Source organism: Streptomyces sp. NPDC031274 (assembly GCF_055570235.1).
In genome coordinates this window covers 228,175-253,057 of record NZ_JBVIHP010000005.1, presented here as the reverse complement: position 1 = coordinate 253,057, position 24,883 = coordinate 228,175, and the positions used below count along the sequence as shown (strand labels likewise).

Here is a 24,883-nt window from a genome sequence, read left to right as displayed (position 1 = left end):
CGGAACTCATGGACGCCGTCACCCAGGTCCCCGCGCCGGTCAACGAGCCGGTGCACGGCTACGCACCCGGTTCCCCGGAGCGCGCCCGCCTCGAGACGAAGCTCAAGGAGCTCTCCGAGAACCCCATCGAGCTGCCGATGACCATCGGCGGCGTCAAGCGCCTCGGTGGCGGTGAGCCCTTCAAGGTCGTGCAGCCGCACAACCACCAGGCCGTCATCGGCAACGGCCGCGGCGCCACCTCGCAGGACGCCCAGGACGCGATCGACGCCGCGCTCGCCGCCGCCCCGGCGTGGCGCGCGATGTCCTTCGACGACCGCGCCGCGATCATCCTGCGCGCCGCCGAGCTGCTCTCCACGACGTGGCGCGAGACGCTCGCCGCGTCCACGATGCTCGGCCAGTCGAAGACCGCCCAGCAGGCCGAGATCGACACTCCCTGTGAGCTCGTCGACTTCTGGCGCTTCAACGTCAAGTACGCCCGTGACCTGCTCGCCGAGCAGCCCCCGGCGAACTCGACCGGCGTCTGGAACCGCCTGGACCACCGCCCGCTCGAAGGCTTCGTCTACGCGATCACCCCCTTCAACTTCACCGCGATCGCGGGCAACCTCCCCACCGCCCCCGCCCTGATGGGCAACGTGGTCGTGTGGAAGCCGTCCCCGACGCAGACGCACGCCGCCGTGCTGCTCATGCAGCTCCTGGAGGAGGCGGGCCTGCCCAAGGGCGTCATCAACCTGGTGACCGGCGACGGCATCGCCGTCTCCGAGGTGGCCCTGACCCACCGCGACCTGGCGGGCATCCACTTCACCGGCTCGACCCCGACCTTCCAGCACCTGTGGAAGACGGTCGGCGAGAACATCGCGAACTACCGCACGTACCCGCGCCTCGTCGGCGAGACGGGCGGCAAGGACTTCGTCGTCGCGCACCCGAGCGCCGACCGCGCCGTCCTCAAGACGGCCCTGACCCGTGGCTCCTTCGAGTACCAGGGCCAGAAGTGCAGCGCCTCGTCGCGTGCGTACGTCCCCGCCTCGATCTGGAACTCCGGCTTCAAGGAGGAGTTCGCGGCCGAGGTCGACGGCATCAAGATGGGTGACGTCACCGATCTGTCGAACTTCATCGGCGCCGTCATCGACGAGCGCGCGTTCGCCAAGAACAAGGCGGCGATCGACCGCGCCAAGTCGGACGACTCCTGCACGATCGTCGCGGGCGGCACGTACGACGACTCGGTCGGCTACTTCGTCCGTCCGACCGTCGTCGAGTGCTCGGACCCGGCCAACGAGGTCTTCACCACCGAGTACTTCGGTCCGTTCCTCGCGATCCACGTCTACGAGGACGACAAGTACGAGGAGATGCTGACCCAGATGGAGTCGGCGTCGGACTACGCGCTGACCGGGTCGGTCATCGCGGGCGACCGTGCCGCTGCGGCGTACACGATGGAGAAGCTCCGTTACGCGGCGGGCAACTTCTACATCAACGACAAGTCGACCGGCGCTGTCGTCGGCCAGCAGCCCTTCGGCGGCGGCCGTGCCTCGGGCACGAACGACAAGGCCGGCGCGCCGCAGAACCTGCAGCGTTGGACGCTGACCCGCGCCATCAAGGAGACGCTGGTCTCGCCCACGGAGTACTCGTACCCGCACATGGGCTGATTTCCCCTGGCTTCCGAGCCTCCCCGTACCCCGCCTCCGGCCTGGGCCCCACCCCGGTCGGAGGCGGTGTCTTTTCCCCTGCGGTCTTGACCGGGCGAAGCGGCTTCGGCCGGGCGAACAAGCCTCTCCCGCCCGCCCGCTCGATCACCCCGCGTCCGGATCCTGACGGACCAGCTCTCCTGCGACCCAGCTCTCCTGCGACCTAGCTTTCCTGCGACGCCGCCGAGATCACCTCGTCCAGCACATCCCGCGCCCGCAGCAGCTCCTCCACCATGCCGTCGATCCTGGCCCGCTCCACCGACAACTCCTCCACCAGCCAAGGTGTGGCGGTCTTCGAGGGGCCGCCGTCCTGGTCCCGCATGCACGGGAGCAGCTCCACGATCTTCGCGCTGCACAGGCCCGCCGCGAACAGCTCCTGGATGTGGACGACGCGGTCGATCGCCGCCTCCGTGTAGTCGCGGTGGCCGCCCGGTGTGCGCTCCGCGTGCAGCAGGCCCTGCTTCTCGTAGTAGCGCAGGGACCGCTCGCTCACAGCGGTACGCTTCGCCAGCTCGCCGATCCTCATGTCACGCGTACCTCCGCACTTGAAGTGCCTCCGCACTTGAATCTGACACCAGTGTCAGCTTCTACCTTCTCGGCATGACGAACATTTCGCTTCTCGCACCGTATTCCGGGGGCCCCATCGGCCACCTCCCCAACCGCATCGTGATGGCGCCCATGTCCCGCCACCGGGCGGCTGAGGACGGCACCCCGCTGCCCGTCGTCGCCGACCACTACGCCCAGCGCGCGAGCGCGGGCCTCATCGTCACCGAGGGCATCTGGCCCGCGAGCAGCGGCCAGAGCGACTGGCGGATCCCGGGTCTGGAGACCCCCGCCCACATCGCCGGCTGGCGTGCGGTGACCGAGGCGGTGCACGGGGCGGGCGGCAGGATCTACGCCCAGCTCATGCACGGTGGCCGCAAGGGCCACCCGCTGGCCCGGATCGACGGCGACCTTCCCGCGGGGCCGTCCGCGGTGCTCGTCCCTGGCCGTGTCCATGTGAGCGGCGGCGGGAAGGCCGATCCGGTCGTCCCGCGCGCGATGACCCGCGACGAGATCCACACCGCCGTGCGCGATCACGTCACCGCCGCCCGCAATGCCATCGCCGCGGGCTTCGACGGCGTCGAACTCCACGGCGCCAACAGCTACTTGATCCACCAGTTCCTCGCCGACAACACCAACTTCCGCGACGACGAGTACGGCCGGAACTCGATCGCCGACCGCATCCGCTTCGCCGTCGAGGTCGTGCGCGCCGTCGCCGACGCCATCGGAGCCGAGCGCCTGGGCCTGCGCCTCTCGCCGGGCAACCCGCAGTTCGGCATGGCGGAGGCCGACCCCGGCCCCGTCTACCGCGCGCTGCTCGACGAGATCGACGGCCTCGGTCTCGCCTACCTCCACCTCACCGACAACGACAGCTACCCCGCCCTCACCGACCTGCGCCCCCACTGGCACGGCACCCTCATCGGCAACGTCGGCGAGAACGGCGACCCGACCACGCGCGACGCGGGCGAGGCGGTGCTGGCCGAAGGCCTGGCGGACCTCGTGTCGTACGGGCGGGCGTTCATCTCCAATCCCGACCTGCCGGAGCGGTTCGCCGCGGGCGCGCCTCTCCAGGAGATCGACGCGGCGCACCTCTACACCCACGGGGCCGAGGGGTACACCGACTACCCCTTCATGGAGCGTGCGCTGGTGGGCGCTCAGACCTCCACCAGGACCTGATCCAGCGATTTCCGTACGAGATCGGGGACCTGGCAGTCCGGCGCCGGATAGCCCACGGGGATCACCGCGAACGCCTTCTCGTTCTCCGGGCGGCCGAGCACCTGCGACAGGAACCGCATCGGGCTCGGGGTGTGGATCAGCGCGGCGAGGCCCGACAGGTGCAGCGCGGACAGCAGCATCCCCACGGCTATGCCGACCGACTCGTCGACGTAGTAGTGCTTGTGCTTGGCGCCGTCGTCGCCGAGCCAGTAGCGCTGCTGGAAGACCACGACGAGCGCGGGCGCGTCCGTCAGATGCGGCTTCACCTCGTCCGTGCCGAGGGGGCGCAGCGCCGCGAGCCACTCCTCGCCGAGACGGCCGTCGTACGAGATCTGCTCCTCGTGCTCGGCGGCCTCGCGGATCAGGCGGCGTATCTCCGGGTCCTGGACGAGGACGAACGTCCACGGTTGCTGGTGCGCGCCGGACGGCGCCGTCGCCGCGCACGCGATGGCGTCCCGCACGACCTGCGGGGGCACCGGGTCCGGCGCGAACTGCCGTACGGTCCGCCGCTCCTGCATCCGCGACCTCAACTCGGCGGCGTGCACGAGGGATTCGGTCGCGGGCATGCGCTCGGGGCGGTAGGGGACGGAGCGGTAGGGCTCGCCGTGGATGGGGGTCCAGGGTCGTTCTGCGGTCTCGTCAGCCATGTTCACGAGTGTGCCCCGGTCGGCTCCGTCCCGTCACGATCAATGAGGGCCCGGTCGTGAATCCGACGCCCGGCAGGGCCAGATACAGCCCGTGGAACCGTCGCGGCCGGTGTGCGAGGACCCCGAAGGCCGCCGTCGAGCGGGCGGCATATCGGGGTGCGTATTCAGATATCGCCTGAGTACGGTGGATGGGTGACCACGTTGCGCACGGCCCATACCTGCGATCTCGACCCCGCCGAACTCGGCGCCGCCCGCGCGTTGATGGACGAGGCGTTCGACGGGGACTTCAGCGACCAGGACTGGGACCACGGCCTCGGCGGCGTGCACGCCCTCGTGCACGACGACTCCGGCCTGCTCCTCGCGCACGGCTCCGTGGTCCAGCGCCGGATCCTGCACCACGGCCGTTCACTGCGCACTGGTTACGTCGAAGCGGTCGCCGTCCGTCCGGACCGGCAGCGACAGGGGCTGGGCGGGCGGGTGATGGGCGCTCTGGAGCGGGTGATCGACCGGGCGTACGCGCTCGGCGCCCTCTCGGCGTCGGACGAGGGTCAGCGGCTCTACCTCGCGCGCGGCTGGCAGGAGTGGAAGGGCGCGGTCGGCACACTCGGCCCGACCGGCGTGGTCCACATGCCCGACGAGGAGCCCCCGCTCCTCTGGGGCGCCCACCTCGACCCGGTGCACGAACTCCTCATCGACTGGCGCGACGGGGACGTCTTCTAGAGGCCTAGCGCCTCCGCGGCTCCCGTCGCGCGGCGATCATGCCCGCGCTCCCATTCCGGAGGCAGGTCTCCACCGTCGCTGTCCGCGCCCACATCCCCCCCGCCCGCGTCACCGATAGCTCAGAGCTGCCAGAAGGACGACGGAGGGTGACGGAGAGTGAAGGTCGTCTCAGATAGTAGGAAGTCCGAGTAATTGTGGAGACAGACGCTCCGTCCTCGCTTAGCTTTGTAGAAGCCGAACGTCTCGCTCGACCAAGCGAATGGCGGTCGTGAGCCGGAGCTCCACGCAGGCAACCCCTGTCGCTCCTTGGCTCCCCGCCCCTCCGGCGTCTCGAAAACTTCCTTCTTCCAAGGAGTGGATCTCCCATGGCCGAGACGACCGCACGCCGAGTCCGCCACGCCCCCCGTACCAGCGATTCCGAGCGCAGGAACGCCGCCGCGGCCCTGCAGCGAGCCCTCGACCGCAGGGACAACGGCGGCGAGACGGGTCACTGACCCGCCCGCGCTTCCACGTCCCTGCTTCTGTCCGGGCTTCTCCCTACTTTCCGCGCACCACGTCGAAGTGGTCCACGCGTTCTCCGCTCTCCGCGAGCGCGGTGACCGTCAGCTTCGGGTTCGCGCCGGCCGTCACCTCCACCGCGAGGAACGAGAAGCCGGTGTACCGCACCCGTGACCACTCCACCGTGTCCGGTTCGGGCCGGCGCGACTTCGTCCAGTGGAACGACTCGATCGCGTCGCGGTCGTCGACGTTTCCCTCGTAGCTGTCGCGCACGCCCGCCGGGAAGTCGTAGAGGTCCTTGCCCGCGCCGCCCGCGGTGACGTACACGATGCCGTCGCGCGTCGGATCGGTCGACGCGCCGACCGGCACGGGCTTGCCGACCTCGCCGCCCTTGACGGCGTCGGTCCGTTCGTAGACGTGGTTGTGGCCGTTGACGACCAGGTCCACCTGGTGCTTGGTGAACAGCTGGAGCCACGCGTCGCGCACCCCGCCGTCCGAGGCGTGCCTCGCCGTCGAGTACATGCAGTGGTGGAAGAAGACGACGATGAAGTCGATCGTGCCGTCGGCCCGCAGCTCGCCCAGGCGCTTGTCCAGCCAGGCGGTCTGTCTGCCGTCCGTGTAGCCCTTGTTGGCGGGGATCTCGTACGAGACGTCGTTCGCGTCGAGCGCGACGACGCCGACGTTGCCGTACGTGAAGGAGTAGACGCCGGGCGCGTTCTTCGGGTCGAAGCCGCTCTCGGGGAGTGACCAGCGGGCGGACTGGCCGCCGTAGCCGTTGGGCGAGTACCACGCCTCCATGTCGTGGTTGCCGGTCGTCACCATCCACGGGACCGACTTCGCCACCGACTCCGTCTGCGCGAGGAAGGTGTCCCACACGCGCGCGTCGTACGTGTCGGACTCCTCGCCGTGCCCGGTGGTGTCGGCGTAACAGATGTCGCCCGCGTGCAGGTGGAAGGACGGGTTCTGGCCCAGGATCAACTGGTCGTTGGCGAGCGCGTGATAGCTCACGCCCTGATCGCCGAAGGCCGTGAAGACGAAGTTCTGCGCCTGCGCCGGTGCCGTGCGGAAGGAGCCGATCGTCGCGAGGCGCTCGGGCGACGCCGGGTCGAAGCCCTCGTGGCCGACGCCGTAGTAGTACGTCGTGCCGGGGCTGAGTCCGTCGAGCGCGGCGTGCAGGTAGTACTGCTCGACGGCGGGCAGTTTCTTCGACAGGGACGGCGTGTGCAGATCACGGACCTCGGCCTCGATCTTCCGGCTCAGCTCCCAGGGCTTCGACCCCACGCGCAGATAAGGGGACTTGACCGCGAGCGGCACCTGCCAGGAGACCCGCATCTGCGTCTTCGGGTCGGCCCCGAAGGCGAGATGCCGGGCGAAGGGCGCCACGAGTCTGCCGTCGACCTTGACGGGCCCGGACGGCGCGGACGGCGCGGCGAGCGGGCCCGACGCCGACACGCCCCCGCCGTGCGCGCTCCCCGAACTTCCGGCGAGCAGGCCGATGCCGCCGACCGTGCCCGCGGTGGCGAACGAACTGGCGAGGACCTTGCGGCGCGAGAGCTTCTTGCGCAGGTACGCGTGCTGCTCCGGCATGCTCATCGCGGCCGCGAGCCGCTCCGGTATGCCGACATCGGGGGTGTCCATGAAAGGGAACTTCCCAGTGGCCCCCAACTCCCACCAGGCCTGAGGGTGAAGACCGGGTGTCCATGCGGTTGCCTGCGCGCGGCGTCGCCAACGGCGTCGCCAACGGCGTGGTCGGCGGCGTGACCAGGAGTGTCCGCATGTCGGACTGCGTGTGTCATCCCGTGGGACGAGGCGTACGCTTCTCGCATGTCGGCAAGCTCTCGCATCCTCAATCTCGCAGTGATCCCCGGTGATGGAATCGGCCCGGAAGTCGTGGCCCAGGGGCTCAAGGTCCTCAACGCCGTCCTCCCGCAGGATGTGAAGCTGGAGACCAAGGAGTTCGACTTCGGCGCCAAGCGCTACCACGCCTCCGGTGAGACCCTCACCGACGCCGACGTCGATGCCCTCAAGCAGCACGACGCGATCCTCCTCGGCGCGATCGGCGACCCCTCGGTCCCGTCCGGCGTCCTGGAGCGCGGCTTCCTGCTGAAGCTCCGCTTCCTCTTCGACCACCACGTCAACCTGCGGCCCTCGAAGCTGCTCCCGGGTGTCTCGACCCCCCTCAAGGGCCAGCCCGAGATCGACTTCATCGTCGTACGCGAAGGAACCGAAGGCCCCTACACGGGCAACGGCGGCACCATCCGCCAGGGCACCCCGCACGAGATCGCCACCGAGGTCTCCGTCAACACCGCCTTCGGTGTGGAGCGCGTGGTCCGTGACGCCTTCGCCCGCGCCCAGGCCCGCCCGCGCAAGAAGCTGACGCTGGTCCACAAGAACAACGTCCTCGCGTACGCCGGTCACCTCTGGACGAACGTGTTCAACAAGGTGGCGAAGGAGTTCCCCGACGTCACCACCGACTACCTCCACGTGGACGCGGCGACGATCTTCCTCGTCACCGACCCCGCGCGGTTCGACGTGATCGTCACCGACAACCTCTTCGGCGACATCATCACCGACCTCGCCGCGGCCGTCTCCGGCGGCATCGGCGTCGCGGCCTCCGGGAACATCAACCCGAGCCGCGAGTTCCCGTCCATGTTCGAGCCCGTGCACGGCTCGGCGCCGGACATCGCGGGCCAGGGCAAGGCCGACCCGTCGGCCACCGTCCTGTCCGTCGCGCTGCTCCTGCGTCACCTCGGTCACGAGGACGAGGCGGGGCGCATCGAGGCCGCCGTCTCCGCCGACCTCTCGGAGCGCGGCGACACGGTCCGCAGCACCGAAGCGATCGGCGACGCGCTCGCCGTACGAGTAGCGGGCTGACCCGGTAGCTCACTGAAATCACAGCAGCCGCCGGGTCCGGTTCACGACCCGGCGGCTTCTCGTATGCGGCTCCGGGTGCCACCATCGACCCCTGGGCCGCATTCACGCTGTTTCGTCCTCGGAGCCACGCGAGCGATAATCGAACGTGGGACCGCGGAATGCAGGGTTACTCGGACGTCCTAGTACGAGACGTACGGGCGTGAGCGCGGTCCGTCACCATCACACCGTGAAGGACTAGTACTCATGACGACGACGCCGACGCCGACAACCACGATCGAGCTCAAGCCCACCTCGAGCCCGCTGTCCAGGGCGGAGCGCGAGGCGATCCTGGCCAATCCCGGGTTCGGTCGCCACTTCACCGATCACATGGTGACGATCAAGTGGACCGAGGGCCGGGGCTGGCACGACGGTCAGCTCACGCCGTACGGCCCGCTCTCGCTCGACCCGGCGACCAACGTCCTGCACTACGCGCAGGAGATCTTCGAGGGCCTCAAGGCCTACCGCCGCCCCGACGGCTCGGTCGCCTCCTTCCGCCCCGAGGCCAACGCGGAGCGCTTCCAGCGGTCGGCGCGGCGACTCGCGATGCCGGAGCTGCCGGTCGAGACGTTCATCGAGGCGTGCGACGCGCTGGTGAAGGCGGACAAGGCGTGGGTGCCGGAGCACGGTGGCGAGGAGTCGCTCTACCTGCGTCCGTTCATGATCGCGAGTGAGGTCGGTCTCGGTGTGAAGCCGGCCAACGAGTACCTCTTCATCGTCATCGCCTCGCCCGCGGGCGCGTACTTCCCCGGTGGCGTCAAGCCCGTCTCGATCTGGCTGTCGGAGGACCGCGTGCGGGCCGTCCCCGGTGGCGTGGGCGACGCCAAGACCGGCGGCAACTACGCGGCGTCCCTGCTCGCGCAGGCCGAGGCCGCGGAGAAGGGCTGCGACCAGGTGGCCTACCTGGACGCCGTGGAGCACAAGTGGGTCGAGGAGCTCGGCGGGATGAACCTGTACTTCGTGTACGGGGACAAGATCGTGACGCCGACCTTGACGGGCTCGCTGCTCGCCGGAATCACCCGTGACTCGCTGCTCACGGTCGCCCGCGACCTGGGTTACTCCTCGGAGGAGTCGCGGGTCTCGATCGACCAGTGGCAGGCGGACACGGCCGACGGCACGCTGACGGAGGTCTTCGCGTGCGGCACGGCGGCCGTGATCACTCCCGTGGGTACGGTCAAGTGCCGTTCGGGCGAATGGACCCAGAGCGGCGGCGAGCCGGGCCCGGTCACGATGAAGCTGCGCGAGGCGCTGCTCGACGTGCAGCGCGGCACGGCGAAGGACCGGCACGGCTGGATGCATGATCTCGGCTGAGGGCTTAGCCGCGTACGTGAGTGAGGGCCGGACCCGGAAGTGACCTTCCGGGCCCGGCCTTCGCGCTGTCCCCACCCCGGGCTGTACGTGCCCGCCCGCCCGCCGTCCGCGACGCGGGGTGTGTCGGGTGGGTGGCTGGGAGAGGCCCGCATGGAGAGACCCGCGGTGGGACAGTGGGGGGATGCTGCGTGGGATCTTTGACGGGGACGCCGAGCTGTATGAGCGGGCCCGGCCCCGGTATCCGTCCGAGTTGGTCGAGGAGTTGGTCGGGCAGGCGGGCCTGGGCCGTGGCAGCCGGGTGCTTGAGATCGCTCCCGGTACCGGGCAGTTGACCGTGCCGCTCGCAGCGACCGGCAGCACCCTCACCGGCGTAGAGCTGGGCCCCGCCCTCGCCGCCGTGGCCCGCCGCAACCTCGCTCCGTATCCCCGGGCCCACGTGGAAGTGGCCGAGTTCGAAGCGTGGGCGTTGCCCCCAAAACCGTACGACCTGGTCGTCTGTGCGACCGCCTTCCACTGGCTCGACCCCGCCGTGCGGGTGCCCAGGATGAGGGCGGCTCTGCGGCCCGGCGGGACGCTCGCGGTCGTCACCACCGAGCATGTCGCGGGTGGCAGTGCGGAGTTCTGGGTCGACGTCCAAGGGTGCTACGAGCGGTGGGACCCCGACGCCACCGAGCCGGGCCTGCGGCTGCCCGCGGAGAGCACCGTCCACAGCGACACGGGGGAGCTGGACCGCGCGGACGGCCTTGGGCCGGTCACCGTGCGGCGCTTCGTGCGGGACATCACTTACACCGCCGATCAGTACATCGACGTCCTGCGCACCTACTCGGGGCACCGCGCCCTCGATGACCCGACGCGGGACGGACTGCTCGGGTGCGTACGGGCGTTGATCGAAGGCACGTACGGCGGTGTCATCGTCAAGCGCTATCTGCACGAGCTGATCACGGCGTCGGCACGCTGACCGCCGCGGGTTCGGGCGCCTGCCTTCGCTCCAGGATCACGTACGTCAGCCCGCCCACCACGCCCGACAGCAGGAAACTGCAGTCCACCCCGCCGGTGAGGGAGAGCAGCGGGCCCTCGTAGGAGGGGAGGGAGACCGCGGCCAGGCCGACCACCGCGCCAAGGGCCCAGCTCACCGTCGCCGGGATGTTCCAGCCCGCGCGGTACCAGTAGACCCCGCCCCTGGAACGGCGGTTGAAGACCTGGAGCGCCTCTGCGTCGTAGACGCCCCCGCAGCGCGCGAAGCCGACCAGGGTGATCACCGCCCAGGGGGTGCCGATCGCCGTCAGGAGCAGCACGAAGGACGTCATCGCGTCCTGGGCCTCCCACGCGTAGTGGCCCACGAACACGCACCCCGTGGCGACCACCGCCACCGTGTACGTCGCCCGGGCCCGCGACGCCCGCGGCAGGATCGCGTCCAGGTCGAGGCCCATCGAGTACAGCATCAGGCCCGCGTTGCCCACCGAGCCCGCCGACGCGGCGAGCAGGAGCGGGATCAAGTACCAGATGGGGGACGCCGAGACCAGCGGGCCCGCGTAGTCGAGCGCCGCCCCCGCCGCGTACGCCGTGAACGTACCGAAGAGCTGGGGGACCAGGAGCCCGGCCAGCAGGCCGATCCATGACGCCCGAAGGACCGTGCGCGAGCTGTGCCGGGTGGGCGAGACGTAACGCGTGTAGTCGCCCAGGAGCGTGATGAACGCGATGGGGCCGCTCAGACCCGCCGCCACCAGGGCGAGGAGCCACGTCGGCCAGAACGAGCCCAGGAGGTAGCCGCCTGCCTGAGGGAGCGACGACGTCGTGAAGTCGGGGGCGTACGCCACCACCCCGAGGATCAGCAGCGCCGTCATGCCGACCGCGAGGACGCGCGAGAGGCGCAGCAGGACCCGGTATCCGTACACCGCGCCCGTCACCGTCGCGGCGGCGAGAAGCGCGTACACGATCCCGTACGAGAGGCCGCCCGCCGGGAGCCCGATCAGACGGTGCAGGACGCCCACCATCACGTCACCGCCGATCCAGACGGTCAGCGCGGTGTAGCCGAGGGAGAGCAGGAGGCCGACGATCGAGCCGACCAGACGGCCCCGGACGCCGAACTGCGCGCCGGAGGAGGTGGAGAGGTTCGTGCCCGTGCGGAGCGAGACCAGGGCGAGAGGTGCGGTGAGGGCCGTGCCGAGCACCGTGCCCGCCACCACCGAGGTGATCGACGCCCACCAGCCGAGGCCGAACGACACCGGCAGCCAGCCGAAGACGATCACCCCGAGGCAGAGGTTGGAGCCGAGCAGGATCGAGATGAGATCGCGGGGGCCGCTGGTGCGTTCCCCGTCCGGGATGGTGTCGACTCCGCGCTGTTCTATCGGCATGAGGGTGCCCCTGACGCTCGATCGTGGCCGCCTGCGCACACAGGCCGCCGTCCGATTGTTTGAGTGCCGCTCAATGTGACCTGAGGCATGCTCGTACGTCAATGTTTCCGCTGGGTTGATCTCGTGGTTAGAGTGGCATTCAAATGATGGAGGTGTGGTGGCGTGCGGCTTACCCCCACGGAACGCGACCGGCTGCTGCTCTTCGGGGCGGCCGAGCTGGCCAGGGCCCGCAAGGCGCGCGGCCTCAGACTCAACGTCCCCGAGGCGACCGCGCTGATCGCGGACACGGTGTGCGAGGCGGCCCGCGACGGGGCCAGGCTCGCCGAGGCGATCGAGCGGGCCCGCTCGGTCCTGGGCCCCGACGACGTCCTGCCGGGTGTGGCGGACGTGGTGACCGAGGTGCATGTGGAGGCCGTCTTCGACGACGGGTCCCGGCTCGCGGTCGTCTCACAGCCGATCGGAGCGGGGGACGGGGTGGGGCTCGGCGGTGCGGCCCCGGGAGCGCTGCTCCCCGGGCCGCCGCACACGGAGCTCGCGCCCGTCGCGACGCTCACCGTGCACAACACCGCTACCGTCCCCGTCTCCGTGACCTCGCACTTCCACCTCTTCGAGGCCAACCCCCGGCTCGACTTCGACCGCTTCGCCGCCTACGGCATGCGGCTCGCGGTGCCCGCAGGGTCCTCCGTCCGCTTCGGCCCCGGCGAGAGCGTCGAGGTCGGGCTCGTGCCGATCGGCGGTGAGCGCGTCGCGATCGGCTTCGCCGGTCTGGTGGACGGCGCGCTCGACGCGCCCGGCGCCAAGGAAGAGGCCCTGCGCAGGGCCGTGGCCTGCGGCTATCTGGGAGCCGACCGAACAGCTGGGCAAGGAGCAGACCGAACAGCTGGCCAAGGAGCAGACGGAGCAGACGGAGCAGAGGGAGGAGTCGGCCGATGAGCATCGATCCGTACGCGTACGCGGCCACACACGGACCCCGCGCGGGCGACCGCGTCCGGCTCGGCGACTCGGGCCTGACCGTCCGGGTGGAGTCCGACGCGCAGAAGTACGGCGAGGAGTTCCTCGCCGGGTTCGGCAAGACGGCCCGTGACGGACTGCATCTGAAGGCCGCCGCCGTCCGCGAGACCTGTGACGTCGTGATCAGCAATGTGCTGGTGATCGACGCCGTGCAGGGCATCCGCAAGGTGTCGATCGGTATCCGGGAAGGCCGTATCCACGCCATCGGGCGGGCGGGCAACCCCGACACCCTCGACGGGGTCGACGTCGTGGTCGGCACCGGCACGTCCATCGTGTCGGGGGAGGGGCTCATCGCCACCGCCGGAGCCGTGGACACCCACGTCCATCTGCTCTCGCCGCGCATCATGGAGGCCTCGCTCGCCTCCGGCGTCACCACGATCATCGGCCAGGAATTCGGCCCCGTGTGGGGTGTCGGCGTCAACTCCCCGTGGGCGCTGCGGCACGCGTTCAACGCCTTCGACGCCTGGCCGGTCAACATCGGCTTCCTGGGCCGGGGTTCGTCCTCGCACGACGCCCCGCTGATCGAGGCCCTCGCCGAGGGCGGCGCGTCGGGCTTCAAGGTGCACGAGGACATGGGCGCCCATACGCGCGCGTTGGACACCGCGCTGCGGGTCGCCGAGGAGCATGACGTCCAAGTCGCCCTGCACAGCGATGGATTGAACGAGTGCCTGTCCGTCGAGGACACGCTGAAGGTGTTGGAAGGGCGGACCATCCACGCCTTCCACATCGAGGGCTGCGGCGGCGGACACGTACCGAACGTCCTGAAGATGGCGGGCGTGCCGAATGTGATCGGCTCCTCCACCAACCCCACACTGCCCTTCGGACGTGACGCGGTCGCCGAGCACTACGGGATGATCGTCTCCGTCCACGACCTGAAGACCGACCTGCCGGGCGACGCCGCCATGGCCCGCGACCGCATCCGCGCCGGGACCATGGGCGCCGAGGACGTGCTGCACGACCTGGGCGCCATCGGGATCACCTCGTCGGACGCGCAGGGCATGGGGCGCGCGGGAGAGACCGTACGCAGGACCTTCGCCATGGCCGGGAAGATGAAGGCCGAGCTCGGCCCCATGGACGGCGACGGCGACGGCGACGACAACGCGCGCGTCCTGCGCTACATGGCCAAGCTGACCATCAACCCCGCCATCGCCCACGGCCTCGCCCACGAGGTCGGCTCCATCGAGGTCGGCAAGATGGCCGACGTCGTGCTCTGGCGGCCCGAATTCTTCGGCGCCAAGCCGCAGTTGGTGCTGAAGTCCGGCTTCCCCGCGTACGGGGTCGTGGGTGATCCGAACGCCGCGACCGACACGTGCGAGCCGCTCGTCCTCGGGCCGCAGTTCGGGTCGTACGGCGCGACGCCCGCCGACATCTCGGTGGCCTTCGTCGCACAGGCCGCCGTCGACCAGGGCAACGACACGATGCCGACCCGGCGGCGCAGGGTCGCCGTGCGGGGCACCCGGGGCATCGGGCCCGCCGACCTGCGCCTCAATTCGCGTACCGGCTCCATCGACGTCGACCAGCGCTCCGGTCTCGTCACGCTCGACGGTGACCCGGTCCGCTCCGAGCCCGCCGAATCGGTCTCCCTCAACCGCCTCTACTTCCTTTAAGGGTGTACGTCATGAGCGCTGCTGCCGACGGCTTCCGCATGCCCGCCGAGTGGGCCCCGCACGAGCGCACCTGGATGGCGTGGCCGTGCCCCAACCCGACCTTCGACGACCCCTCGGGCCTGGACGAGTCCCGCCTCGCCTGGGCGAACGTCGCCCGCGCCGTACGCCGCTTCGAGCCGGTCACCGTGGTCTGCGGACCCGCACAGGCCGCGTACGCCACCGAGCTCCTCGGCCCGGACATCGAGGTGGTGGAGCGTGAGCTCGACGACGCCTGGATGCGGGACATCGGGCCGACCTTCCTCACCGGCGGCAAGGGCCGACTGGCCGCCGTCGACTGGACGTTCAACGGCTGGGGTGCCCAGGAGTGGGCCCGCTGGGACCACGACGCGAAGGTCGGCGCATACGTCGCCGACCTCGCCGGAGCCCGGACGTACACCTCGCCGCTCGTGAACGAAGGCGGCGGCATCCACGTCGACGGCGAGGGCACCGTCCTGCTCACCGAGACGGTGCAGCTCGGCCCCGAGCGCAACCCCGACTGGACCAAGGAGCAGGTCGAGGCGGAGATCCACGCCCGCCTCGGCACCACCAAGGCGATCTGGCTGCCGCGCGGCCTCACCGCCGACTACCCCGGCCACGGCTTCGGCACCCTCGGCCACGTCGACATCGTCGCCGCCTTCGCCGCGCCCGGCGTGGTCCTCGTCCACTCCCAGCGGAATCCCGACCACCCCGACCACGAGGTCAGCAAGGAGGTCGTCGCCGCCCTCACCGGACAGACGGACGCGCGCGGCCGCACCCTGCGGATCGTCGAGGTGCCCGCCCCGACCGTCCTGAAGGACGACGACGGCTGGGTCGACTACTCCTACATCAACCATTACCTCTGCAACGGCGGCGTCGTCCTGTGCGCCTTCGGCGACACCCACGACGAGATCGCGGCCGGCATCTTCCGTGGCCTCTTCCCCGACCGTACGGTGACGCTCGTCGACGCCCGTACGATCTTCGCCGGGGGCGGTGGCATCCACTGCATCACCCAGCAGCAGCCGAAGGTGTGATCAAGGAGAACGACATGGCAGGTCAGGCCCGCGCGCGGAAGAACGCCCCACCGCGCGAGGACGTCCTTGCCGCTGCCATGGAGATGATCGCCGAGCGTGGCCTGGAGAAGCTGACCATGGCCGCGCTCGGCCGCGAGGTCGGCATGAGCAGCGGCCACCTCCTCTACTACTTCCGCACCAAGGACGAGCTGCTCCTGCGCACCCTGGAATGGAGCGAGTCCGCTCTCGGCGCCGAGCGCGGCAGGCTGCTCGCACGGCGGGGCACGGCACGCGAGCGGCTCGACGCGTACGTCGATCTGTACGTCCCCGACGCCCCGGGCGACCCCCACTGGACGCTCTGGCTGGAAGTCTGGAACCGCTCCCTGAACGCCGACGAGGACGAGCGCGACCGGCAGGTCGCCATCGAGAGCGCCTGGCACCGCGACCTGGTGGCGCTGCTCGCCGAGGGCGTCTCGCGGGGCGAGTTCGGGGCCCTGGACCCCGACCGGTTCGCGGCGCGGCTCCGGGCGCTGCTCGACGGGTTCTCCATCCACGTGGCGATCGGCCTGCGCGGCACGAGCCGCGACCAGATCCTCGCGCACGTAAGGGAGTTCCTGGACGGAGCGCTCGCCTCCGGCTCCCAGGACCGCGTCACCCCCGTCTAGGTCGTACGCGTTCCGGCGGATTGTGTGTCCCCTGGAACCGTAAGAGCATCCCGTGGAACCGTCAGCGCATCCCGCGCATCACAGACATTGCACGCACTCAACACCACGGCACCACGGGGGACTTGACCATGCGCAGCACCACGCCCGGAACCAAGAACAGCACCAAGCTCCGCGCCACCCTGGCCGCCGCCGCGCTCGTCGCCGCAGTCACGGCCGCCACCCTGCCCGCCGCGTCAGCGGCACCCGACGCCGAGCCCGGCACCGAACGGGTCAGCGTCGCCGCCGACGGGACACAGGCCGACGGGGCGTCGGAGCTGCCGGACGTCAGCGCCGACGGCAGGTACGTGGTCTTCTCGACGGAGGCGAAGAACCTCGTGCCGGGCGACACCGACACCTGGCCCGATGTGTACGTCCGTGACCTGCGGCGCGGCACGGTCGAGCGGGTCAGCGTGCAGGACTCCGGCGCCGAGTTCACCGACTTCGTGGGTCAGCGGTCGACCATCAGCGCCGACGGCCGCTACGTGACGTTCGCCGCCGTCTCGTACGACGCGGACGGCCATTACTACAGCGGCATCTACCTGCGGGACCTCAAGAAGAAGCGGACCGAGCTCGTCAGCCTCTCGGACGCGGACAAGCCCGTGACCGGAGAGAGCGCGACACCCGCGCGGACGAGCGCGGACGGCCGGTACGTCACGTTCGTCTCGCAGCTCAAGGAGAACGGCGACTACGTCGACGGGATGAACACCGGCGTGTACGTCCGCGACCGCCAGAAGGGGACCACCAAGAGGATCAGCGAGATCGTCACGGGGCCCGCCAGCTCCTCGTACTTCATCGGGCAGTTCACCGTGAGCGCCGACGGCAGCCACATCGGCTACTCGATCGGCCAGCAGCGTCCCGGTCTCGACGGCCGCACCTACCTCTACGACATGAAGGCGGGCCAGGGCAGGCGGCTCGACCTCACGCCGTCGGGCGCCGACCGCGAGGTCGGTGTCGACTCGCTGAGCAAGGACGGGCGGTACGGCGTCTTCTCCGCACGGTCGGGCGATCTGGTCCCGGGGGACACCAACGAGAAGTACGACGTCTTCCGCATCGACCTGCGCACCGACGCCATCGAGCGGATCGTGTACGACGCCGACGGCGGCCAGCCGGACGGCGATTCGACCGAGGCCCGGATCACGCCGGACGGCCGCCGCGTCGTGTTCAGCTCAAACGCCTCCGGTCTCGTCGCCGGCGATCCCGGCCACGGCTCCCTCTACGTACGCGATCTGCGCACCGGAAAGAACCAGCGCGTGGACGTGCCGCAGGGCGGCGGCGATGCCGACTCCAGCCTGTCCCACTACGCGCTCAGCGCGGACGCCAGGACCGTCGCGTTCTCGTCGGACGCCACGAATCTGGTGTCCGGCGACACCAATGAGGTGAGGGACGTCTTCGTGCGTCACCTGCGCTGAGTCCGAACGGCACGGCACGGCATGGCACGGCACGTCATGCGGGCGGCACGTCATGCGGGCGGCGCGTGGGATGCGTCGCCCGCATCGTGAGACGGGGCAGCGCGGCGTGTCCGGGCTGTGGCAGGGTGTCAGCGTGCTCTCGTTCGCCATGATTATTGGCAGCAGGCGCGCCGGTCCGCAGTGACCGTCTCGTACCACCATGTACGGGCGGACACCGTCGTCTCCAGACCCGCGCGCAAACCTCTCGTACCCACGAGGGGTTTTTTCGTTTCCTGGCCCAACATCAGCCGGACGCGGAGCGCGAGGGATCATTGAGGCGGTGGAGCCGGTCATTCCGGTAGACCGAGATCCGACACAGGAGCCAGATCAGCATGACGGAAACCAGCACACCCGACGATACGTTCCACGTCTTTGACACCACGCTGCGCGACGGCGCGCAGCGCGAGGGAATCAACCTGACCGTCGCGGACAAGCTGACCATCGCCCGGCACCTGGACGACTTCGGCGTGGGCTTCATCGAGGGCGGCTGGCCGGGCGCCAACCCCCGCGACACCGAGTTCTTCGCCCGCGCTCAGCAAGAGATCACCTTCCGGCGCGCCCAGCTCGTGGCCTTCGGCGCCACGCGCCGCGCGGGTGGCTCGGCGGCCACGGACCCGCAGGTCAACGCCCTGCTGGAGTCCGGCGCCCCGGTCATCACGCTCGTCGCCAAGTCCCATGACCGACACGTCGAGCTCGCTCTGCGCACGACCCTGGAGGAGAACCTGGAGATGGTGCGGGACACCGTCTCCTACCTCGTGGACCAGGGGCGTCGGGTCTTCGTCGACTGCGAGCACTTCTTCGACGGCTACCGCGCCAACGCCGCGTACGCGAAGTCCGTCGTCCGCACGGCCTCCGAGGCGGGCGCCGACGTCGTCGTCCTGTGCGACACCAACGGCGGCATGCTCCCCGCCCAGGTCCAGGCGATCGTGGGCACCGTGCTCGCCGACACCGGCGCGCGTCTGGGCATCCACGCGCAGGACGACACCGGGTGCGCGGTCGCCAACACCCTCGCGGCCGTCGACGCCGGCGCCACCCACGTGCAGTGCACCGCCAACGGCTACGGCGAGCGGGTCGGCAACGCCAACCTCTTCCCCGTGGTCGGCGCCCTTGAGCTCAAGTACGGCATGCGGGTCCTGCCCGAGGGCTCGCTGAGCGAGATGACCCGCGTCTCGCACGCCATCGCCGAGGTCGTCAACCTCACCCCCTCCACGCACCAGCCCTACGTAGGCGTCTCGGCCTTCGCCCACAAGGCGGGCCTGCACGCCTCCGCGATCAAGGTCGACCCGGATCTCTACCAGCACATCGACCCGGACCTGGTGGGCAACCGCATCCGGATGCTGGTCTCCGACATGGCGGGGCGCGCCTCCATCGAGCTCAAGGGCAAGGAGCTCGGGATCGACCTGGGCGACGACCGGGCGCTCGTGGGGCGGGTCGTGGAGCGGGTCAAGGAGCGCGAGCTGGGCGGCTACACGTACGAGGCCGCCGACGCGTCCTTCGAGCTGCTGCTCCGCGAGGAGGCCGAGGGCCGGGCCCGGCGTTACTTCCGCGTCGAGTCCTGGCGGGCCATCGTGGAGGACCGCCCCGACGGCACGCACGCCAATGAGGCGACGGTGAAACTGTGGGCCAAGGGCGAGCGCATCGTCGCCACGGCGGAGGGCAACGGCCCGGTCAACGCCCTCGACCGCTCGCTCCGGGTCGGCCTTGAGCGCATGTACCCCCAGCTCGCCAAGATGGAGCTCGTCGACTACAAGGTCCGCATCCTGGAGGGCAAGCACGGCACGTCGTCCACGACCCGGGTGCTGATCTCCACCAGTGACGGTGACGGGGAATGGTCGACGGTGGGTGTGGCGGAGAACGTGATCGCGGCGTCGTGGCAGGCCCTGGAGGACGCGTACACGTTCGGCCTGCTGCGGGCGGGCGTCGAGCCCGTGGAGTAGGAAACCGGGCGAAACCGGGTCGGCCCGGGGCCGCCGTCGGACGCCCGACTGGGTTAGCTTCGATGTATGAGGAATGGGACCAAGCGATTCACTGTCGCGCTGTCCGGGCTTCTCGTGGCTCTGGGCGCCGTGTCGTTCACGGCGGCGCCCGGAGCTGCGGCCGCCGTATCGGCCGCGAGCGTCCCGGCCGTGGCCGACGCCTGGGAGAAGAGCCCGGTGTACGTGGACCCGGCCGTGTCGGACCAGCTGTCCGGGGCCGAGGCGAACGCCCTCGCGCAGAAGATCAAGGACGCCGACAAGCCGGTCTTCGTGGCGGTGCTGCCCGCGGACTTCCCGAAGAAGGCCCTCTTCAAGAAGCTGCGCACCGAGACCGGTGTGACGGGCGTGTACGGGATCCGGCTCGGTGACGCCTTCGACGCGAAGGCCGATCAGCAGGTGCTGAGCAGCGACGCCGTCTCCAACCTCGTCACGACGTACGGGGACGAGGCCGACACCAAGGCCCAGCTGAACGCCTTCGTCGACCAGGCGGTGAAGGACGCCCGCGGCTCGGCGCCCGACTCGTGGGGCGGCGGTTCCGGTTCTGACGACGGCGTCAACGTGGGCAGCCTGATCGGTGTCGGTGCGGTGCTCGTGGCGGGTGCCGGGGCGACGTACGCGGTGGTCCGGCGGAACCGGCGGCGGCGGGCCGACGAGCAGCGGGCGGCGCTGGAGAAGCTGCGGGTCGTGGTGGACGAGGACATCACGGCGTACGGCGAGGAGCTGGACCGCCTCGACTTCCACCCCGCAGAGGCGGGCGCGGACGACGCGATGCGCGCCGACTACGAACGGGCGCTCGACTCGTACGAGAAGGCGAAGTCGTTCATGGCGGCCGCGGAGCGCCCCGAGGACGTACGGGGAGTCACCCAGTCCCTTGAGGACGGCCGCTTCTCGCTCGCCCTCCTCGCCGCACGCCGGGAGGGCCGCCCCCTGCCGGAGCGCCGCGCTCCCTGCTTCTTCGACCCGCGACACGGCCCGTCGGTGAAGGACGCGCAGTGGGCGCCGCCGTCCGGGGCCGAGCGCACGGTCCCGGTCTGCCAGGCGGACGCGACACGCCTGGCCGACGGCGAGGAACCACTGGCGCGCACGGTGGCCACGGAGTCGGGGGAGCGCCGCCCGTACTGGGAGGCGGGCCCGGCGTACGGCCCTTGGGCGGGCGGCTACTTCGGCGGCGGCATCCTGCCGGGCCTCCTGGTCGGCACGATGCTGGGCGGAATGATGGCGAGCCCGGCGTACGGCGCGGACTACGGCTCCGGGTACGGGGACTTCGGTGGCGGGTCCGGGTACGACGGCGGGGACTACTCGGGGTCGGACTTCGACCCCGGGGACTTCGGCGGCGGTTTCGGTGGCGGTGGGGACTTCGGGGGTGGCGGCGACTTCGGTGGCGGCGGGTTCTAGAGAGAGGAGGGGGCGGGGCAACGGTTGACGGGACGGAGAGATTGCGAGACGCTACGTATCGTCTCGCAATGTTCAGTTGACTCGGGAGGTCGCTCGTGCGGCAACAGTCGCGACAGCAGGAGTACGTAGAAGTCGCCCCCGGCATCCGCCTGTGGACGGAGCGGCGCGGCGCGCCGGAGGGCCCCGCGCTGCTGCTGGTCATGGGCGCCCAGGCTTCGGGCCTCGGCTGGCCCGACGCCTTCGTCGACGCGCTTGCCGCCCGGTACCAGGTCATCCGCTACGACCACCGGGACACGGGCCGCTCCACCTCCACCTTCGATCAACACCCTTACCCCATCACCGACTTGGCGCGGGACGCCGTGGCGGTCCTGGACGGCCTCGGTGTCGAGCGGGCGCATCTGGTGGGCATGTCACTGGGCGGCATGCTGACCCAGCTGGTCCTGGCCGACCGCCCCGAGTGCGTCCTCAGCGCCACGCTGATCGGCACGTGCGCGCTCAGCGAGACCCCGTACGCGGCCCCGGACGGAACCGAAGTCCCGGTCGGCGAACTCCCCGGCATCGCTCCGGAAGTCCTGGAGATGTGGTCGCGCCCGTTCGAGGACAAGGGCCTGGAGGCCGAACTGGACCGCCGGGTGGAGCACTGGCGCGTCCTGAACGGCGGCCAACTCCCCTTCGGGGCACCGTACTTCCGCGATCTGGAGCGCCGGATCATCGAGCACACCGGTACCCACGTCGCCTCGACGGCCCACGGCCGAGCCGACGACTCCCACATGCTCCGCACCGACGAACTGGCCGACTCGAAGGTCCCCACACTCGTCGTCTCCGCCTCGGCCGAGCCGGTGTTCCCGCCCCCGCATCCGTACCACCTGGCACAGGTCATCGGCGGCGGCGCGCGGGTGGTGGAGATCGCGGGCATGGGCCACGCACTGCCCCCGGCGGTGCAGGCCCCGCTCGCGGAAGCGATCCTGGACCACGCCGACTCCACGACCGTTTCCTAGCCGCGCCCCCAGTCGATGCCCCGCTCACGCGGTCAAGCGCGGAGAGCGGCAAGCGGCAAGCGGCGGCAGGGCGCCGGAGATGTTCTCGTACGCGGCGACGGTGATCCACTCATGGCGGGTCCGGGTCCGGTCCGGGTCCGGGTCCGGGTCATGCCCTCATGATCCCAGGCCGCCCAACCCCGTGAGGTCCGCGGAGAGTTGCCAGAGGCGGGCCGCGGCCTCCGGGTCCGTCGCCCAGGGTTTGACACCGCCGATCAGCATGTCCTCCGTCGTGGCGGGCTCGGCGATGTCGCAGTTCTGGCAGTACGCGCCGCCATGAGTGGCGAGAAGCGGTGACGTCGCCGCCCAGACCGCGGTGGCCGCCCCCTGCGCGGGGGTCTTGAAGCCTCGTGCCGGGGTGCCGTCGGCGGACATCCAGCCCTGCGCGACTTGCTCCTCGCGGGGGATGTGGCGCTGGAGGGGCGTCAGGATGCTGCCCGGATGTACGGAGAAGGCGCGTACGCCGGTTTCGGCCGTGCTCAGGGAGTCGAGGTGGACGGCGAAGAGCGCGTTCGCCGTCTTGGACTGGGCGTAGGCGAGCCAGCGGTCGTAGCCCTGCTGGAAGTGCGGGTCCGCCCAGCGGATGTCGGAGAGGAAATGCCCGGACGAGGCCACGGAGACCACGCGCGCGGTGCCCGGACTCAGCGCCGGGTAGAGGCGGTTTACCAGGGCGAAGTGGCCCAGGTGGTTGATCGCGAAGTGGGACTCCCAGGCGCCGTCAGGGCCGACGCGGCTCTCGGGGCAGGCCATGACGCCCGCGTTGTTGATGAGGATGTCGAGGGTGCGGTGCGTCGTCGCGAGGAAGCGGTCCGCGAAGCGCCTGACGCTGTCCTGGTCCGCCAGATCCAGCGCCTGCACCTCTACGCGGGCCGTGCCCCGCAGCGCTTCCTCCGCCGCGCCCGGCCTGCGCGCGGGGACGATGACGTGCGCGCCAGCCCGGGCGAGCGCCCGGGTGATCTCCAGGCCGAGACCCGAGTAGCCGCCGGTGACCAGCGCCACCTTGCCCGAGAGATCGATCCCGTCGAGTACGTCGTCCGCTGTGCTCGCCGCCCCGAACCCGCTGTCAATCCCGCGCTGTTGCTCTTGTCGTGTGGTCATGAGCGCGAGGCTAGAAGCTGGACCGCACTCTAGGGCAAGGTGTCTCTGCCCGGCGCTCGGCAGCGATGTCCGGCCGGGCGCACTGCGACAGGCGGGAGCGTAGCCCCCGTAGACGGCGAGCCGCCGCTCCTCCCAGCGAGCTCACGGCCCGAGCCGTATAGGCGGTGCCGATAGGAGGCGCCGGAGGGCCGGACGGGTAGGGGAGAGGCGGTACGTTCGGCGGATGTCCTCCATGCTCCTGCTGCTGTCCGGAAGCCTGCGCGCCGGTTCCTCCAACGAGGCCGTGCTGCGCACCGCGCAAGACGTGGCCCCCTCGAACGTACGCACCCTGCGCTACGAAGGCCTCGCGACGCTGCCCCACTTCAACCCCGACGACGACACGGACCCCCTGCCGCCGTCGGTGGCGGAGCTGCGTGCGGCGATCGACGAAGCGGCGGCGATCCTGGTCTGCACGCCGGAGTACGCGGGAACCCTGCCCGGCTCGTTCAAGAACCTGCTCGACTGGACGGTCGGCGGCACGGAGATCTCGGACAAGCCCGTCGCCTGGGTGAACGCGGCGGCATCGGGGCGAGGAGAGGGCGCGGCGGCCACTTTGCGGGCGGTGCTCGGTTACACGGGGGCGGCCGTAGTGGAGGAGGCCTGTGTCCGGATCCCGGTGGTCCGGGAGACGGTGGGTGAGAACGGCATCATCACGGACGCGACGGTGAGGGAGCAACTGGTGGAGGTGTTGGGCCAGTTGCTGCGATAGGGCATGAAGCCCACACGACGCTGCCCCCCCGCACCCGCGCCGACAGCCAAGCCACCGTCCGCCCCGCCCTGCATGCGGGGCAATCGGGTGGGCGGGCGGAAAGCATCCGCCGCGAAGCAGCGGCACAGAACGCCCGAGGCTCAGGAGCCAGCCAACCGCAGGGGCCAGCCAACCGCAGGGGCCAGCCAACCTCAGGAGCCAGACTTGATCGCGGAGATGTCGAAGCTCAGCTTGATCTTGTCGGAGACAAGCACTCCGCCCGTCTCAAGCGCGGCGTTCCACGTGAGGCCCCACTCGGAGCGGAGGATCTCCGCCTTGCCCTCGAAGCCGACCCGCTCGTTCCCGAAGGGGTCCGTGGCCGCGCCGTTGAACTCGAGGTCGATGGAGAGCGGCTTGGTGGTGTCGAGGATCGTCAGGTCACCGGTGATGCGGTAGTCGTCGCCACCCAGCGCCTCCGCCTTCGTGGACCGGAACGTCATCTCCGGGAACTCGTCGATCTTGAAGAAGTCCGCGCTCTTCAGGTGACCGTCACGGTCCGCGCTGCCGGTGTCGATGCTCTCCATCTTCACGTCGATGGAAGCCGTCGACGCGGACGGGTCGGTGCCGTCCAGGTGCAGCGTGCCGGTGACGTCGGTGAAGGAGCCCTTGACGTTGGTGACCATGGCGTGGCGTGCGACGAAGCCGATCGACGTGTGCGCGGGGTCGATCGCGTACTCGCCGGTCAGGGCGGCCAGGTCCGGGTTGACCGGAGTGGACGCCGTGGCGGCGGTTTCGGGGGACGTGGCGGAGGACGTGGCGGTTTCGTTCTTGCGGCCGAAGAGACCCATGACTGCTCCTTGAGGGCGAGCTGAGAGCTGCGAGCTACGGGGTTACGTCTGTTGAATGTTCAACGAGATTGACCCTAGCGCCATTCAGTTCAACATTCAACCTAATGCGTAGCGTGTTCGATTGATC

22 protein-coding genes are annotated in these 24,883 nt (G+C 70.3%); 16 read left to right on the top strand and 6 right to left on the bottom strand.

Translation table 11 applies throughout. The features are described from left to right. The first annotated feature begins 8 nt into the window (after positions 1 to 8). Entirely contained in the window at positions 9 to 1,640 is a 1,632-nt protein-coding gene (pruA, locus tag ACZ5CR_RS11280) for an L-glutamate gamma-semialdehyde dehydrogenase (protein ID WP_468855999.1), read from the top strand. A gap of 202 nt (positions 1,641 to 1,842) precedes the next feature. Here the strand turns inward: pruA and ACZ5CR_RS11275 are convergent, their stop codons facing one another. Continuing rightward, the gene (locus tag ACZ5CR_RS11275; protein ID WP_468855997.1) at positions 1,843 to 2,205 is read right to left on the bottom strand and encodes a MerR family transcriptional regulator; all 363 of its coding nucleotides are present in this window, start codon (positions 2,203 to 2,205) and stop codon (positions 1,843 to 1,845) included. A 74-nt stretch (positions 2,206 to 2,279) separates the two neighbouring features. Between ACZ5CR_RS11275 and ACZ5CR_RS11270 the strand changes: the two genes are divergently transcribed. After that, positions 2,280 to 3,398 carry an alkene reductase gene (locus tag ACZ5CR_RS11270; protein ID WP_468855995.1) on the top strand — a complete coding sequence of 373 codons (1,119 nt, stop codon included), beginning with the start codon at positions 2,280 to 2,282 and terminating at the stop codon, positions 3,396 to 3,398. Here ACZ5CR_RS11270 and ACZ5CR_RS11265 read toward each other — a convergent pair. After that, positions 3,377 to 4,084: a nitroreductase family protein gene (locus ACZ5CR_RS11265; RefSeq protein ID WP_468855993.1), complete on the bottom strand. Its 708-nt coding sequence runs from the start codon at positions 4,082 to 4,084 to the stop codon at positions 3,377 to 3,379. The two genes, ACZ5CR_RS11270 and ACZ5CR_RS11265, sit on opposite strands and share 22 nt — an antisense overlap. A gap of 150 nt (positions 4,085 to 4,234) precedes the next feature. Here ACZ5CR_RS11265 and ACZ5CR_RS11260 point away from each other — a divergent pair, with 150 nt between their 5' ends. Both ACZ5CR_RS11260 and ACZ5CR_RS11255 read left to right on the top strand, forming a co-directional pair. Beyond that, a complete protein-coding gene (locus ACZ5CR_RS11260; RefSeq protein ID WP_468856201.1) occupies positions 4,235 to 4,804 on the top strand; it encodes a GNAT family N-acetyltransferase in 570 nt (189 codons plus the stop codon). Between the two features lie 365 nt (positions 4,805 to 5,169). Then, a complete protein-coding gene (locus tag ACZ5CR_RS11255; protein WP_468855992.1) occupies positions 5,170 to 5,298 on the top strand; it encodes a hypothetical protein in 129 nt (42 codons plus the stop codon). 43 nt (positions 5,299 to 5,341) lie between these two features. On the opposite strand, the gene ACZ5CR_RS11250 is transcribed toward ACZ5CR_RS11255, so the two are convergent. Further along, on the bottom strand, positions 5,342 to 6,940 hold the full coding sequence (locus ACZ5CR_RS11250) for a purple acid phosphatase family protein (RefSeq protein ID WP_468855989.1): 1,599 nt from the start codon (positions 6,938 to 6,940) through the stop codon (positions 5,342 to 5,344). 186 nt (positions 6,941 to 7,126) lie between these two features. Between ACZ5CR_RS11250 and ACZ5CR_RS11245 the strand changes: the two genes are divergently transcribed. From ACZ5CR_RS11245 to ACZ5CR_RS11235, 3 genes are all read left to right on the top strand, one after another. After that, the gene (locus ACZ5CR_RS11245) at positions 7,127 to 8,176 is read left to right on the top strand and encodes a 3-isopropylmalate dehydrogenase (RefSeq protein WP_468855986.1); all 1,050 of its coding nucleotides are present in this window, start codon (positions 7,127 to 7,129) and stop codon (positions 8,174 to 8,176) included. Positions 8,177 to 8,419: 243 nt separating this feature from the next. Beyond that, a complete protein-coding gene (locus tag ACZ5CR_RS11240; protein ID WP_468855983.1) occupies positions 8,420 to 9,523 on the top strand; it encodes a branched-chain amino acid aminotransferase in 1,104 nt (367 codons plus the stop codon). 181 nt (positions 9,524 to 9,704) lie between these two features. Continuing rightward, on the top strand, positions 9,705 to 10,481 hold the full coding sequence (locus ACZ5CR_RS11235) for a class I SAM-dependent methyltransferase (RefSeq protein ID WP_468855981.1): 777 nt from the start codon (positions 9,705 to 9,707) through the stop codon (positions 10,479 to 10,481). Here ACZ5CR_RS11235 and ACZ5CR_RS11230 read toward each other — a convergent pair. Beyond that, a complete protein-coding gene (locus tag ACZ5CR_RS11230) occupies positions 10,462 to 11,877 on the bottom strand; it encodes a cytosine permease (protein ID WP_468855980.1) in 1,416 nt (471 codons plus the stop codon). The two genes, ACZ5CR_RS11235 and ACZ5CR_RS11230, sit on opposite strands and share 20 nt — an antisense overlap. Before the next feature lie 162 nt (positions 11,878 to 12,039). Here ACZ5CR_RS11230 and ureA point away from each other — a divergent pair, with 162 nt between their 5' ends. The 8 genes from ureA to ACZ5CR_RS11190 all read left to right on the top strand — a co-directional run bounded on the left by ureA (position 12,040) and on the right by ACZ5CR_RS11190 (position 22,044). Then, entirely contained in the window at positions 12,040 to 12,810 is a 771-nt protein-coding gene (gene ureA, locus ACZ5CR_RS11225; protein WP_468855977.1) for an urease subunit gamma, read from the top strand. Continuing rightward, positions 12,807 to 14,495 carry an urease subunit alpha gene (locus ACZ5CR_RS11220; protein ID WP_468855975.1) on the top strand — a complete coding sequence of 563 codons (1,689 nt, stop codon included), beginning with the start codon at positions 12,807 to 12,809 and terminating at the stop codon, positions 14,493 to 14,495. The genes ureA and ACZ5CR_RS11220 overlap by 4 nt, the downstream gene beginning before the upstream one ends. An 11-nt stretch (positions 14,496 to 14,506) precedes the next feature. After that, positions 14,507 to 15,544, top strand: a complete 1,038-nt coding sequence (locus ACZ5CR_RS11215) for an agmatine deiminase family protein (protein ID WP_468855973.1) — start codon at positions 14,507 to 14,509, stop codon at positions 15,542 to 15,544. Between the two features lie 14 nt (positions 15,545 to 15,558). Then, complete coding sequence (locus ACZ5CR_RS11210) at positions 15,559 to 16,188, top strand: TetR/AcrR family transcriptional regulator (protein ID WP_468855970.1); 630 nt, start codon at positions 15,559 to 15,561, stop codon at positions 16,186 to 16,188. Between the two features lie 128 nt (positions 16,189 to 16,316). Next, positions 16,317 to 17,636, top strand: a complete 1,320-nt coding sequence (locus tag ACZ5CR_RS11205) for a hypothetical protein (RefSeq protein WP_468855967.1) — start codon at positions 16,317 to 16,319, stop codon at positions 17,634 to 17,636. Between the two features lie 371 nt (positions 17,637 to 18,007). Further along, positions 18,008 to 19,612 carry a citramalate synthase gene (cimA, locus tag ACZ5CR_RS11200; RefSeq protein ID WP_468855965.1) on the top strand — a complete coding sequence of 535 codons (1,605 nt, stop codon included), beginning with the start codon at positions 18,008 to 18,010 and terminating at the stop codon, positions 19,610 to 19,612. Positions 19,613 to 19,678: 66 nt separating this feature from the next. Then, complete coding sequence (locus tag ACZ5CR_RS11195; RefSeq protein ID WP_468855963.1) at positions 19,679 to 21,046, top strand: hypothetical protein; 1,368 nt, start codon at positions 19,679 to 19,681, stop codon at positions 21,044 to 21,046. Positions 21,047 to 21,141: 95 nt separating this feature from the next. Beyond that, the gene (locus ACZ5CR_RS11190; protein WP_468855962.1) at positions 21,142 to 22,044 is read left to right on the top strand and encodes an alpha/beta fold hydrolase; all 903 of its coding nucleotides are present in this window, start codon (positions 21,142 to 21,144) and stop codon (positions 22,042 to 22,044) included. A gap of 156 nt (positions 22,045 to 22,200) precedes the next feature. Here the strand turns inward: ACZ5CR_RS11190 and ACZ5CR_RS11185 are convergent, their stop codons facing one another. Next, the gene (locus ACZ5CR_RS11185; protein WP_468855959.1) at positions 22,201 to 23,181 is read right to left on the bottom strand and encodes an SDR family NAD(P)-dependent oxidoreductase; all 981 of its coding nucleotides are present in this window, start codon (positions 23,179 to 23,181) and stop codon (positions 22,201 to 22,203) included. Positions 23,182 to 23,404: 223 nt separating this feature from the next. On the opposite strand from ACZ5CR_RS11185, the gene ACZ5CR_RS11180 reads away from it, so the two are divergent. Further along, the gene (locus ACZ5CR_RS11180) at positions 23,405 to 23,929 is read left to right on the top strand and encodes an NADPH-dependent FMN reductase (protein ID WP_468855956.1); all 525 of its coding nucleotides are present in this window, start codon (positions 23,405 to 23,407) and stop codon (positions 23,927 to 23,929) included. A gap of 191 nt (positions 23,930 to 24,120) precedes the next feature. Here the strand turns inward: ACZ5CR_RS11180 and ACZ5CR_RS11175 are convergent, their stop codons facing one another. Continuing rightward, complete coding sequence (locus ACZ5CR_RS11175; protein WP_468855954.1) at positions 24,121 to 24,756, bottom strand: YceI family protein; 636 nt, start codon at positions 24,754 to 24,756, stop codon at positions 24,121 to 24,123. Positions 24,757 to 24,883: the final 127 nt, after the last annotated feature.